Raw genomic sequence first — 13,227 nt, forward strand, 5'->3', positions numbered from 1 at the left:
ACGGATCTATGGTAACTTCAACCAAACCGTATTTGTTGCGTGCTTTGTATGAATGGTGTTTGGATAATAACCAAACACCGCACATCGTGGCTTGGGTAAATGAGCATACCCGTGTGCCGATGCAGTATGTACGCGATAATGAAATTGTTTTAAATATTGGTCCTACCGCCAGCCATAACTTGAATATCGACAACGAATGGGTCAATTTCTCTGCACGCTTTTCCGGCGTAGCGCACGAGATTTGGATTCCGGTTGGTCATATTGTCAGTATATTTGGCCGCGAAAGTGGAGAGGGTATGGGTTTTGAGGTAGAACCATATCAGCCTGTTTCTGTTGAAGCTGCAGAGGCGGAAGATAAAAAAGCTGAATCTGCGGAAGAAAAACCGAAAAAAGTATTGAAGCTTGTGAAGTAATTAAAGATAAAAGGCCGTCTGAAATGTTTCAGACGGCCTTTATTGATTGGGTATTGAAATGGCAAAATTAATGAGCAATTAATTATTAATTAAACCAAACAAAAAAGCTCTTGCGTTTAACAAGAGCTTTTTTGTTTAGTGGTGGAGGTAAGCGGGATCGAACCGCTGACCTCTTGCATGCCATGCAAGCGCTCTACCAACTGAGCTATACCCCCGAAATTTGGTGGCGAATCAGGGACTCGAACCCCGGACACAAGGATTATGATTCCTCTGCTCTAACCGACTGAGCTAATTCGCCGTTTCGTGAAGTCGCTATTATAGTTTTTTTTGAATATTTGGCAAGCGCTAATTTTGCTTTTTTTTATTTCTTATTGTTTTTAAAAAATAAAAAGTAAGTTGTCAGGCTATAGCTTATGGCAAATATCGCCGTGGCTAAAGCCTGTCCAATCAATATCGATGTCTTTGCCAAAAGCGATCACTTTAAAAAGTTCACCCATTTCGTGCTGATGTATCAGTTTCTGTACTGCTGCTGCGGCTTGGATATATTCAACCGAATCCGGGCTGCCGATTTGTGCCAGCAGATCGGTGATGCCGAGATTGAGCAAGAAATAAGATTGGGGCAGGTAGCCGATTAAGTCCAAACCTGATTCCGTGCCGGCGCGTGCGATATCGGTGAAGTTGACGTGCGCAGTCAAATCGGTCAGGCCGATATTGAAAAACGGATCATGGATGGTGTGGTGGCGATAGTGGCCGATAAATGTGCCTTCCTTGCGTTGCGGATGGTAATACTGAGCGGCATCGAAGCCGTAGTCGATAAATATCATGCCGCCGCGCTGCAATTTGGCGGCCAGGGTTTGGATAAAGGCATATTGTGCCGGATGCAGCTCGCTTGTGTATGAGGGAAGGGGAGGGAAGTATAAGGCGGCTGTTTGCGTAAGTTCGGCTTGGGTTAATAGTCTAATGACTTCGATTAGCTCGTCATTCTCTAGGCTAACGCCGATTTGTTGAAACCCTTCATCTTGATAAATCAAGCGTTCCACCGGCATGGCATCCAATACTTCGTTGCCGATGATGATGCCGTCAAAATGTTCGGGCAATGTGGTGAGGTGGATGACTTTGGCGGCTACTTCTGGGGAGGTATGTTCAATAATATATTGGCGTTGTCTCTCTGTAAGTTCTGCCGATAGCTCAATAATATAGTAATGATTCAGGTCGTCTGAAAGGTTTTGCAAGAGTGTAGCAGCGAGATGACCTGTACCTGCACCAAATTCATAGATATTGCCTGCTGTTTGCGGCAGTAATTCGGCAAGTTGTTTGGCAAGGGTTTGTCCGAATAGGGGGGAGAGGGTGGGGGCGGTAATGAAGTCGCCGTCCGTACCAATTTTATGGCTGCCTCCGCTGTAATAGCCGTATTGAGGTGTGTAAAGGGCAAGCTCCATAAAACGGGAGAAGGGTATCCAGTTTTGATGTTGTTCAATTTCGTTTTTTATAAGCTTGGTCAGGTGTGCTGAAGAGGCTTGTGCATCAGGGGAAGGAAGGGGGAGTTGAGGCTTCATGACTGTTAGATAATGTAAAAAAATTGAATTTGTTTGTATATTATAGCTCCTTATGAGAGGGGTGGTAATTGAGTATAAAAATACTATATGTAGTATTTTTATACCATGAATAATACTACATATAGTATTTAATGCTAAACGAGACACTTAATAAACCCATATGTCATGCATCATTATATATATAAGATATTGAATTTAAAGTGTTTAGTGTTTTATTTCAGATAAGAAACGGATTTGACCTGATTGCCAAAATTTCTTATAGTGTCGGTTAGTGGGGCATAGTGGGTGAAAGTGGTTACTTTTTCCTAAAAAGTGTTCCGTGGAAGTGAAAACGAAAGATTTTAGGAAGGTGGGATTTTTAATCCCACTCTGTTTTATTTTAATCGAATTTGGGGTGTGATGTGTTTGGCGGTGCTCATGAATTGAGTATGGACAGTAAAGGGCGGTTGGCGATTCCTGCCAAATTCCGCGATATTTTGCTGCGCCGTTATACGCCTGCAATTGTGGTCACCCTGGATTCCCGAAAAAAATTATTGATGTACCCCGAGCCCGTTTGGGAAGAAAAAGCCGAGCAGATTCTGAAGTTGAAAGTAGCCGGCAATGAATCTTTGCAACGGTATCAGAATTTGCTGCTGCACAATGCGGAGATTTTGGAGTGGGACAGCGCCGGACGCGTTTTGATTCCGGCCAATCTGCGCAAACGCGTGGATTTTGAAAAAGAAGTTACTTTGGTTGGCCGTGCAAACCGTATGGAGTTGTGGGGTCGCGAACATTGGGAAGAGGAAATGAATCAGGCTTTGGATATCGATCCTGATGAATTGGCTTTCCAATTGAGTCAAACGGATTTGCAATTGTGAGTAAAGTTGAAAATTATCAGCATGTTACTGTCTTATTGCATGAGGCGGTGGATGCATTGGCAATCCGTGAAGACGGGATTTATGTGGACGGTACGTTCGGTAGGGGAGGGCATTCCCGGCTGATTTTGTCGCGTTTGGGTGAGCAGGGGCGTTTGGTTGTTTTTGATAAAGACCCCGAGGCGATTGCGGTAGCCAATGAGCTGGCGGCGCAAGATAAACGTGTCAGTGTCGTACACAATGGTTTTGAAACATTTCAGACGGCCTTGGATGAATTGGGCATCGATAAGATTGACGGTGCGCTTTTTGATTTGGGGATTTCGTCGCCGCAAATTGACGATGGCAGCCGCGGATTCAGTTTCCGCTTTGATGCGCCGTTGGATATGCGGATGGATCCGACCCGTGGGATGTCTGCGGCAGAATGGATTGCAACTGCATCCGAACAGGATTTACACGAGGTAATTAAGAATTATGGTGAAGAGCGGTTTAGTCGCCAGATTGCGCGCGCCATTGTTGCGCAACGCGAGGAGAGTCCCATCGATACAACCCGCAAGCTGGCGCAGCTTGTGGCGCAAAACGTCCGTACTCGTGAGCGCGGACAAGACCCTGCAACGCGCACCTTCCAAGCAGTTCGCATCTTTATTAACCGCGAGCTCGAAGAGGTAGAGGCAGTTTTGCCGCAGGTTGCAGGCCGTCTGAAAGAGGGTGGGCGCTTGGCTGTCATTGCGTTCCATTCGCTGGAAGACAGAATTGTGAAGCAGTTTATTAAAAAATATTCGCAACATGCGCCATTGCCCCGTTGGGCAGTGGTTAAGGAAGCGGATTTGCCTCAGCCGCCTTTGAAGGCTGTGGGCAAAGCAATCAAACCGGATTCGACAGAGACTGAAGCCAATCCGCGTGCGCGCAGTGCAGTTTTGCGTGTGGCGGAGCGAAGCAGTGGCGAATTTTCGGTTATTGAGTAGGGGATGGCGTCTAAACGCTGTCGTAAGAGATAATCCTGTTGACAGGCCGTCTGAAAGTTTGAGATGGGTAAGTTGAATATTTTATTGCTGGTTTTGGTGACGGTCTCAGCCTTTGCCGTAGTGTTTAAGCAAAACCAGTCCCGTTTGCATTTTATCGAGTTGGATAAGGCACAAAAACGGGAAATTCAGTTGGAACAGGATTACGCGCGCCTGAAATTGGAGCAAGCAAGATTGGCAAACCACAAGTTGATTAAAGTGGCGGCCGAAAAGCAACATCTGCTTCCTCCGGGTGCGCATAATACGGCTATGCTGGAACGCAAAAAATAAGAATACAGAGCCTTGCATTGGTGCAAGATTTACGGGATTTGATGGCTCACTGAGCAGCTAAGTCATGAGAAGTTCAACATGTTAATTAAGAACGAATATAAACCTCAAATGCTGTCTGGAACAACAAAAACGAAAAAGCCGCTGACAAGTAACGGGCGAATCGGTTTGGTGCTGGGCGCTGTTGCGCTGGCATTTACCGGTCTGTTGGTGCGCGGGGTTTATCTGCAAACCAGTCAGCATGAATTTTTGAAAAATCAGGGCGACCAACGTTTTGTGCGTACGCTTCCGCTGCCGGCATCACGCGGTATGATTACCGACCGCAATGGTGCCACATTGGCTTTGAGTGCGCCTACCGAATCATTGTATGCCATGCCTTCCGGTATGGAGGAAATGCCGACTGACGAGCAGTTGGAAAAATTGTCGGCCATTGCTGATGTGCCTGTTGAAGTTTTGAAAAATAAATTGTCTAAAAAAGACAAAGGCTTTATCTATCTGAAACGTCAACTCAGCTACGAGAAAGCAGAAGAAATCAAAGCATTGGGCATTAAAGGCATTGCATTCCAAAAAGAATTGAAACGCCATTACCCGATGGGCAATCTGTTTGCGCACGTTATCGGTTTTACCAATATCGACGGCAAAGGTCAGGAGGGCTTGGAGCTTTCCCGTGAAGACAGCCTGCGCGGTGAAGATGGTGCGAAAGTTGTATTGCGTGACAACAAAGGCAATATCGTAGACAGCCTCGACTCTCCACGCAACAGCGTGCCTAAAAACGGCCAAGACATGATTTTGTCTTTGGATCAGCGTATTCAAACGCTCGCTTATGACGAGTTAAACAAAGCGGTGGCTTATCACAAAGCCAAAGCGGGTACAGTTGTGGTATTGGATGCGCAAACCGGCGAAATTTTGGCTTTGGTCAACAGCCCGGCTTACGATCCGAATCAACCGGGTCAAGCCAATAGCGAACAGCGCCGCAACCGCGCCGTAACCGACATGATCGAACCCGGTTCTGCCATGAAGCCGTTTACCATTGCCAAAGCATTGGATTCGGGCAAAGTGGATGCAACCGATACGTTCAATACCCTGCCTTACAAAATTGGTCCGGCTACCGTACAAGATACCCACGTTTATCCTACTTTGGATGTGCGCGGCATTATGCAAAAATCTTCCAACGTCGGTACCAGTAAACTTTCTGCCATGTTTACGCCTAAAGAAATGTACGATTTCTATCATGATTTAGGTGTGGGTGTGCGCATGCATTCAGGCTTTCCTGGTGAGACTGCAGGTTTGTTGAGAAGCTGGCGCAGATGGCAAAAAATCGAACAAGCAACCATGTCTTTCGGTTATGGCCTGCAATTAAGCCTGCTGCAGTTGGCGCGAGCCTATACTGTCTTGACCCATGACGGCGAATTGTTGCCGGTCAGCTTTGAAAAACAAGCGGTTGCCCCTAAAGGCAAGCGCGTCATCAAAGCCTCTACTGCGAAAAAAGTGCGCGAGTTGATGGTTTCCGTTACTGAAGCCGGCGGTACCGGTACTGCCGGTGCTGTGGATGGTTTCGATGTAGGTGCGAAAACCGGTACGGCGCGTAAACTGGTCAATGGTCGCTATGTAGACAACAAACACGTCGGTACATTCATCGGTTTTGCTCCGGCTAAAAATCCACGCGTGATTGTGGCCGTTACCATTGACGAACCGACTGCCAACGGCTATTACGGCGGCGTGGTTGCCGGTCCCGTATTCAAAGAAGTCATGAGCGGAAGCTTGAACATCTTGGGCGTTTCCCCGACCAAGCCTTTAAGTAATACCGCTACTGTCAAAGTACCGTCATAATCCAAACAATCAAAGAGATATTGTTTATGTTCAGCAAGTTAACCCCTTTAGCTGAAACCAACATTCCGCCTCTGCTGTGTGCAAACGCAGCAGGGCGTTTGTTGCATTCAGACAGCCGTCAAATTAAACAAGGTGATATTTTCGTTGCCTGTCAGGGCGAATATACGGACGGTCGCAGTTATATCCCCGCAGCCATTGCCAACGGCGCGGCTTTTGTTTTTTGGGACGACGACGGCAAATTCGCGTGGAATCCCGAATGGAAAGTCCCCAATCAAGGCATCAAAGATTTGAAACACCGTGCCGGCATGTTGGCGGCGCAAGTTTATGGCAATGTTTCAGACGACCTCAAAGTCTGGGGCGTAACCGGCACCAACGGCAAAACCTCCATCACACAATGGCTGGCGCAAGCCACCGATTTGTTGGGAGAAAAAACCGCCATTATCGGCACGGTCGGCAACGGCTTTTGGGGCGCATTGGAAGAAACCACGCACACCACCCCCGCTCCCGTCGATGTCCAAACCCTGCTCTACCGTTTCCGTCAACAAGGCGCAACAGCCGCCGCGATGGAAGTTTCCAGCCACGGCCTTGACCAATCGCGCGTCAACGGCGTGCCATTCCGCAGTGCAATCTTCACTAATCTTACCCGAGACCACCTCGATTATCACGGCACCATGGAAGCCTATGGCGCCATCAAATCGCGCTTGTTCTACTGGCATGGTCTGCAACACGCCATCATCAATGTCGATGATGAATACGGTGCAGAACTGGTAGGCCGTCTGAAAAAAGACTGTCCCGATTTAGCCGTTTACGGCTACGGCTTTGGCGAGCAAGCCGATATCCGCATTACCGATTTCACCGCTTCTTCAGACGGCATGGAAGCCGTATTCCAAACCCCGTGGGGCGAAGGAAAATGCCGTACCCGTCTGCTCGGACGATTCAACGCGCAAAACCTCGCCGCCTGCGTTACCTTGCTGTGTGCCAACGGCTATCCACTCAATAACATTTTGGAAGTGCTGGCAAAAATCCGTCCTGCTTCAGGCCGCATGGATTGCATTATGAACAGCGGCAAACCTTTGGTCGTTGTCGATTACGCCCACACGCCCGACGCATTGGAAAAAGCACTCTCCACCTTGCAGGAAATCAAACCGCAGGGTGCGGCTTTGTGGTGCGTATTTGGTTGCGGCGGCAATCGAGACCGTGGCAAACGCCCGCTGATGGGCGCGGCAGCAGTTCAGGGTGCCGATAAAGTGGTGGTTACCAGCGATAACCCGCGCTTGGAAAATCCGCAAGACATCATCAGCGATATTTTGCCTGCCGTACCTAATCCTGAGCGTGTTGAAGTTGATCGCGCTGTTGCCATCCGTTATGCGGTTGAACAAGCCGCTGCGAATGACATCATTCTGATTGCCGGTAAAGGGCATGAAAACTATCAGGATGTACAAGGCGTGAAGCACCATTTCTCCGATTTTGAAATCGCAGAAAAAGCATTGGCAGAGCGCAGTTAAGCCATAACGCAAATATTCAGACGGCCCGAAACCTTAAGGCCGTCTGAAAAAGATTTAAACCTATACAATAAAAGCAATACGACACACGCATTACGGCACGTCAGCCATTAAACCCATCACAGTTGTTTGTTTCAGAGGATTTTTTAACAAGGCCGTCTGAACAACAAGGAGACCGATTTGATGCTGAAAATGCCGATAAAAACCTTATTAATCAGTGCAGCCGTGGTTTTATTCGCAGGTTGTACAACCAAACAACTTCCGCGTCCTACTGCCGAAATCGAGCAGTTGAGGGCGCAACAGCCTCCTGCCGAGCAAAGCCTGCCCAATCCTGTTAAAGGCAAACGTTTTGACGACACTTGGGGCGCCGCACGCAGTCAGGGGCGCAGGCATGAAGGTGTGGATATTTTTGCTAAGAAAAATACGCCGATACGCAGTACGACGCCCGGTATCGTGACCAAAATCGGGCGCAACCGATTGGGTGGTAAAGTTATCGGTATTCAAGGGCCGGGTGCGTGGCATTACTATGCCCATCTGAATAAATTTGCCCGTATCCGCCTGTATGAGCGAGTCAAAGAAGGGCAGGTTATCGGCTATGTCGGTAAAACCGGCAACGCCAGAACTACACCGGCCCACCTGCATTACGGCGTGTATCTGCCCAGCGGCGCGGTAAATCCGTATCCGCTGATTAGTCAGAATAGATAGGCCGTCTGAACACGATTTGAGAGTATGAACGCAAAGAAATTGGTTAAGGCAACGAATATCATCGGTATGGTAGCAGTCGTGCTGCTGGTGTATTGGGTATTTGTTCTGATTTCATCCAATGTTTTCGGGCTTAAGGTATTCCGCGAATACATTACGGAAATTTTCCTGATGAGTATTTTGGGGATTTTTGCCGTGATGGCGGGTGCCTTGATATTGAACATCATGCTGAATTTGACCCGTATCGCCGAGCGAGGACAAGAGGAAGAAAGCAAAGGTAGCCGGAAAACCTTATATTTGTTGTTGGCAGTATTTCCCGTTTTAGCAGCCCTGTTATTTGGCGGAAATTATCTGACTGTTCAGCAAAAACGTCAGATTTTGACTCAATCTCTAGAGCGTATCGTCAAGGATAATCCATCGCAAATCAACGCGTTGGCAGATTATCGTTTTGAATTGGCGTACATCAAAAAAGCGGCGTTAATCCTTGAGCTGATGTCGAAGGAAGATTCTGCCTTTAAAGCCGCTACGGTGATTGTGCCGGATACGATAGGTAATAAACAGGTTTATTTGGCTTTTTCAGCCGATTCCCATTTAAGTGGGATTGATGAGCAGGCGCCCAATGCTCAGGGGGTAGGCGATGATAATGGTTTTGTCGTTACTCGGAATGGCAATAAAGAAACAATCAGCAAAACGCAATATCTTTATGCCCCAAATCTGAGCGAGCGTGAATACTTGCAGAGGGTATTTGCCGGACAAACAAATGAAATACGTTATGAGGCAAAAGATGGCAATTACAGCCTTTGCCACCCCTACCGCCAAAACGGTAAAACCATTGTATTGTGTTTTTCCGATTACCAGCAGTACGGGAAAATCGGCAGTTGATAAGAGAAAGTGATTTATAGTATGAAAAGTTGGTTTTCCAATACATTTCCTGATTATAAAAAATTGCCCAAAAGCGGTAAATTTATGGCATGGCTGACTTTTGTACAGGGCGTGGTTTGGTTGATTCTGGCATCAATTCAGAGTGTGCAAGGACTGATTAACAACATGGCATGGGCTGTGTTTTTTGGGATTTTACTTTTCATTTTGGGTGTGTTGGCGCTGTCTGCAGCATGGAATGCGTTTAAATTCCGTGAAATAGGTTTTAATAGAATGATATATGTGTACACGCCATGCTTGTTGCAAATAGTCTTTGTAGGAGAGGCATTTTCTTTTACGTATTATATAGAAAGTGTACTGCAATTATCATTTAGCCTTACGGTACATAAGCTTACTGTCGGTGTAAATTTTGCCGCTATTCTTTTTATTGTGCTGGCAAGACGCAATTATCGTCATTTAAAAATGGTTTCCCAAAATACGGATAAAAATGTGGAGCCGTTAGAACAAGGACAAGAAACACAATCATGAAACCACTAGACCTTAATTTTATTTGTCAGACCCTCAACCTTCCGATGCCGTCTGAAAATCAACCTGTTTCGCGTATCGTTACAGACAGCCGCGATATTCAGGACGGCGACGTATTTTTCGCGCTTGCCGGCGAGCGCTTTGACGCGCATGACTTTGTTGAAGATGTGTTGGCAGCGGGGGCGACGGCAGTTGTGGTTTCGCGCGAAGATTGTGTGGCTTTGAAAGGCGCGTTGAAGGTTGACGATACGCTTGCGGCTTTGCAAAAACTGGCGAAGGCGTGGCGTGAAAATGTGAATCCGTTTGTCTTTGGCATTACCGGCTCTTCCGGTAAAACGACGGTTAAAGAGATGTTGGCCGGCGTATTGCGTCATCGATTCGGTGATGAAGCTGTGTTGGCGACAGCCGGCAATTTCAACAATCATATCGGCTTGCCACTGACTTTGTTGAAGTTGAACGAAAAACACCGCTATGCCGTCATTGAAATGGGTATGAACCATTTTGGCGAATTGTCTTTGCTGACCCGAATTGCCGGTCCGAATGTTGCTCTGGTCAATAACGCCTTGCGTGCGCATGTCGGTTGTGGTTTTGATGGCGTCGGCGATATTGCTAAAGCAAAAAGTGAAATCTACGAAGGTTTGCTTTCAGACGGCATTGCGCTGATTCCGTGCGAAGATGCCAATATCGCTACATTTGAAGCTGCTACTGCGCAATTGAACGCTCAGACTTTCGGCGTTGCCAGTGGCGATGTCCATGCAGAAAATATTGAGTTGAAACCGTTGTTCTGCGAATTTGATTTGGTGCGTGGCAATGAACGTGTTGCCGTGGTGTTGCCAGTCCCCGGCCGACACAATGTGCATAATGCCGTAGCGGCGGCTGCTCTGGCTTTGGCGGCAGATTTGAGTCTTGCCGAAGTTTCAGACGGCCTGAAAAATTTCAGTAATATCAAAGGCCGTCTGAATATCAAGCAAGGCATTAAAGGCGCGACTTTGATTGACGATACTTATAATGCCAACCCCGACAGCATGAAAGCTGCCATTGATGTGCTCGCCGCTATGCCTGCGCCGCGTATTTTTGTGATGGGCGATATGGGCGAATTGGGCGAGGACGAAGCCGCTGCCATGCACGCCGAAGTTGGCGCGTATGCACGGGATAAAGGCATCGAGGCCGCATATTTTGTCGGCGACAACAGCGTTGAAGCAGCGGAAACGTTTGGCGCGGAAGGTTTGTGGTTTGCTGACAAAGATCCGCTGATTCAAGTGTTGAGGCACGACTTGCCTGAACGCGCCACCGTATTGGTCAAGGGCTCGCGCTTTATGAAGATGGAAGAAGTGGTCGAGGCATTGGCAACAACAACTGCGTAAAAGGCCGTCTGAAATATGAAAAAGATTTTACTATTGGCTGGTTTGCTGATTGCCGCGTTTTATGCCGGAATGAAAGTACAGGCATTTATTTATGAAGATACCTGCTTGGATTTGGGCGGCGGAAAGAATCCTGGAAACTATCCGATTTGCGTGGTAGAGAAATAATCTTACTCAACAAGGCCGTCTGCAATTTCAGATGGCATACCGATTTATTTTTAATTGGGCAATAAGCCCGCTGTAACAACAAAAACAAAAAAGGAAGCCCCATGTTTTTATGGCTCGCACATTTCAGTAACTGGTTAACCGGTCTGAATATTTTTCAATACACCACATTTCGTGCCGTAATGGCCGCGCTGACTGCGCTGGTATTTTCATTATTGTTGGGTCCGTGGACCATCCGCAAGCTGACTGCGCTTAAAGTCGGCCAAGCCGTCCGTACCGACGGCCCTCAAACCCACCTGATCAAAAACGGTACGCCAACCATGGGCGGCTCGCTGATTTTGACTGCCATTACCGTATCCACAATCTTGTGGGGCAACTGGGCAAATCCTTATATCTGGATTCTCTTAGGCGTCTTGCTTGCTACCGGTGCACTCGGTTTTTACGACGACTGGCGCAAAGTGGTTTATAAAGACCCTAACGGCGTGTCTGCCAAATTCAAAATGGTGTGGCAGTCCAGCGTTGCCATCATTGCCGGTTTGGCATTGTTCTACCTTGCGACAAACTCTGCCAACAATATCCTGATTGTTCCCTTCTTCAAACAAGTTGCCTTGCCGCTTGGCGTAGTCGGCTTCTTGGTATTGTCCTACTTGACTATCGTCGGTACATCCAATGCCGTTAACCTGACCGACGGTTTGGACGGCTTGGCCGCATTCCCCGTTGTACTTGTCGCCGCCGGCCTTGCCATCTTTGCTTATGCCAGTGGACACTCCCAATTTGCCCAATACCTGCAATTGCCTTACGTTGCCGGCGCAAACGAAGTGGTGATTTTCTGTACCGCCATGTGTGGTGCGTGCCTCGGCTTTTTGTGGTTTAACGCCTATCCGGCACAAGTCTTTATGGGCGACGTCGGCGCGCTCGCGCTTGGTGCGGCGCTCGGTACCGTTGCCGTCATCATCCGCCAAGAATTTGTCCTCGTCATCATGGGCGGCCTGTTTGTTGTTGAAGCCATTTCCGTTATGTTGCAAGTCGGTTGGTACAAACGCACCAAAAAACGCATCTTCCTGATGGCGCCGATTCATCATCATTACGAACAAAAAGGCTGGAAAGAAACCCAAGTCGTCGTCCGTTTCTGGATTATCACCATCGTCTTGGTGTTAATCGGCTTGAGTACCCTCAAAATCCGCTAAATCTCCAAAGGCCGTCTGAAACTTTCAGACGGCCATTATGTAAGGTAAGCATGCTTGCCTGAATCCTACGTCTCAAAATAAATCCCGTAATAATCCACACAGAAAGTCCCCAAACATGTACCAATCTTTTGGTGGTGCAACCGGCATCCGCACCCTGACCGACCGTTTCTACGACTTGATGGAACTCGAACCGCAATACCGCGCCCTGCGCCAGATGCACGGCGAAGACATGACCCTGATACGCGAAAAGCTCTACGAATTTTTTAGCGGCTGGCTCGGGGGACCGCAACTTTTTGTCGAAAAATACGGCCATCCTCAACTGCGCGCCCGCCATATGCCTTTTGCCGTCAACGTACAAGTCCGCAACGAATGGATCGCCTGCTTTGCCCAAGCCATGAGCGAACTGGACATCGACAAAGTACTTGCTGAGCCGGTGTTAATCCAAGTTTTTGCCATGGCAGATTGGTGCCGTAACCAAAACGAAGACGGTATCGAACCGCCTATGCCGCCGATGGCGGTTGACCCATGGGTGCGCGCACCGGAATTGCAGCAGATTTTGAGTAGCTACGGTGTAAATAGCTTTTTTAAGGAATTTGCTGGCTAAAGGCCGTCTGAAACTTCTTGGATAAAACAGAAACAATAATTTGAAAGAAATGGATTTTAGAATGAATAAATTATTAAAAAAAATGATGGTAGCCCTGTTATCTTTTGGCTTGGCGCAGGCAGTTTGGGCGGATAATATGCCGAATTTTCAGAAAACGCTTCAAGCTGCGAAGCAAGGGAATGTCGATGCCCAATATAATTTGGGCGTGATGTATGCCATCGGGCAAGGCGTCCCTCAAGACGATGCACAGGCAGTGCAGTGGTATCGGCAGGCTGCAGAACAAGGGGATGCCCAAGCCCAAAGTAATTTGGGTCTGATGTATTACAAAGGTGAAGGCGTCCGTCAAGACTATGCCGAAGCGTT

The 13,227-nt window shown here is 47.8% G+C and carries 15 protein-coding genes and 2 tRNA genes; 14 read left to right on the top strand and 3 right to left on the bottom strand.

Annotated elements, in window-relative coordinates:
* The first annotated feature begins 8 nt into the window (after nt 1-8).
* Nucleotides 9-413 (top strand): ClpXP protease specificity-enhancing factor, encoded by a 405-nt coding sequence (locus ACTHR7_RS03155; protein ID WP_254347288.1) that lies wholly within the window; start codon nt 9-11, stop codon nt 411-413.
* A gap of 139 nt (nt 414-552) precedes the next feature.
* Here the strand turns inward: ACTHR7_RS03155 and ACTHR7_RS03160 are convergent.
* The 3 genes from ACTHR7_RS03160 to ACTHR7_RS03170 form a co-directional block, all read right to left on the bottom strand.
* Nucleotides 553-628 (bottom strand) — tRNA-Ala (locus tag ACTHR7_RS03160).
* Between the two features lie 6 nt (nt 629-634).
* Nucleotides 635-711 (bottom strand) — tRNA-Met (locus ACTHR7_RS03165).
* A gap of 106 nt (nt 712-817) precedes the next feature.
* Nucleotides 818-1,969: a class I SAM-dependent methyltransferase gene (locus ACTHR7_RS03170; RefSeq protein ID WP_070459582.1), complete on the bottom strand. Its 1,152-nt coding sequence runs from the start codon at nt 1,967-1,969 to the stop codon at nt 818-820.
* A 401-nt stretch (nt 1,970-2,370) separates the two neighbouring features.
* Here ACTHR7_RS03170 and mraZ point away from each other — a divergent pair, with 401 nt between their 5' ends.
* The 13 genes from mraZ to ACTHR7_RS03235 all read left to right on the top strand — a co-directional run.
* A complete protein-coding gene (gene mraZ / locus ACTHR7_RS03175) occupies nt 2,371-2,826 on the top strand; it encodes a division/cell wall cluster transcriptional repressor MraZ (RefSeq protein ID WP_003748265.1) in 456 nt (151 codons plus the stop codon).
* On the top strand, nt 2,823-3,785 hold the full coding sequence (rsmH, locus tag ACTHR7_RS03180) for a 16S rRNA (cytosine(1402)-N(4))-methyltransferase RsmH (RefSeq protein WP_070645599.1): 963 nt from the start codon (nt 2,823-2,825) through the stop codon (nt 3,783-3,785). The genes mraZ and rsmH overlap by 4 nt, the downstream gene beginning before the upstream one ends.
* Nucleotides 3,786-3,848: 63 nt before the next feature.
* Nucleotides 3,849-4,112, top strand: coding sequence for a cell division protein FtsL (ftsL, locus tag ACTHR7_RS03185; RefSeq protein ID WP_003681879.1), 264 nt, complete (start codon nt 3,849-3,851; stop codon nt 4,110-4,112).
* Nucleotides 4,113-4,190: 78 nt separating this feature from the next.
* On the top strand, nt 4,191-5,939 hold the full coding sequence (locus ACTHR7_RS03190; RefSeq protein ID WP_004518895.1) for a peptidoglycan D,D-transpeptidase FtsI family protein: 1,749 nt from the start codon (nt 4,191-4,193) through the stop codon (nt 5,937-5,939).
* Nucleotides 5,940-5,965: 26 nt separating this feature from the next.
* Nucleotides 5,966-7,444, top strand: coding sequence for a UDP-N-acetylmuramoyl-L-alanyl-D-glutamate--2,6-diaminopimelate ligase (locus ACTHR7_RS03195; RefSeq protein WP_070645597.1), 1,479 nt, complete (start codon nt 5,966-5,968; stop codon nt 7,442-7,444).
* Nucleotides 7,445-7,624: 180 nt separating this feature from the next.
* Nucleotides 7,625-8,146, top strand: a complete 522-nt coding sequence (locus ACTHR7_RS03200; RefSeq protein WP_070645595.1) for a M23 family metallopeptidase — start codon at nt 7,625-7,627, stop codon at nt 8,144-8,146.
* A 24-nt stretch (nt 8,147-8,170) separates the two neighbouring features.
* Nucleotides 8,171-9,025 carry a peptidase gene (locus ACTHR7_RS03205; RefSeq protein WP_070645593.1) on the top strand — a complete coding sequence of 285 codons (855 nt, stop codon included), beginning with the start codon at nt 8,171-8,173 and terminating at the stop codon, nt 9,023-9,025.
* Between the two features lie 21 nt (nt 9,026-9,046).
* On the top strand, nt 9,047-9,550 hold the full coding sequence (locus tag ACTHR7_RS03210) for a hypothetical protein (protein ID WP_070645591.1): 504 nt from the start codon (nt 9,047-9,049) through the stop codon (nt 9,548-9,550).
* Complete coding sequence (locus tag ACTHR7_RS03215; protein WP_440370309.1) at nt 9,547-10,911, top strand: UDP-N-acetylmuramoyl-tripeptide--D-alanyl-D-alanine ligase; 1,365 nt, start codon at nt 9,547-9,549, stop codon at nt 10,909-10,911. Before ACTHR7_RS03210 ends, ACTHR7_RS03215 begins: the two co-directional genes overlap by 4 nt.
* 15 nt (nt 10,912-10,926) lie before the next feature.
* Nucleotides 10,927-11,076 (top strand): hypothetical protein, encoded by a 150-nt coding sequence (locus tag ACTHR7_RS03220; RefSeq protein WP_003748282.1) that lies wholly within the window; start codon nt 10,927-10,929, stop codon nt 11,074-11,076.
* Nucleotides 11,077-11,177: 101 nt separating this feature from the next.
* The gene (gene mraY, locus ACTHR7_RS03225) at nt 11,178-12,260 is read left to right on the top strand and encodes a phospho-N-acetylmuramoyl-pentapeptide-transferase (RefSeq protein ID WP_003685861.1); all 1,083 of its coding nucleotides are present in this window, start codon (nt 11,178-11,180) and stop codon (nt 12,258-12,260) included.
* A 115-nt stretch (nt 12,261-12,375) separates the two neighbouring features.
* A complete protein-coding gene (locus ACTHR7_RS03230; RefSeq protein WP_070459561.1) occupies nt 12,376-12,864 on the top strand; it encodes a group II truncated hemoglobin in 489 nt (162 codons plus the stop codon).
* 61 nt (nt 12,865-12,925) lie between these two features.
* A partial coding sequence (locus ACTHR7_RS03235) for a tetratricopeptide repeat protein (protein WP_440370310.1) occupies nt 12,926-13,227 on the top strand: 302 nt, incomplete at its 3' end.

The sequence above is a fragment of the Neisseria sp. P0007.S010 genome (assembly GCF_051962875.1).
Lineage (GTDB): Bacteria > Pseudomonadota > Gammaproteobacteria > Burkholderiales > Neisseriaceae > Neisseria > Neisseria subflava_A.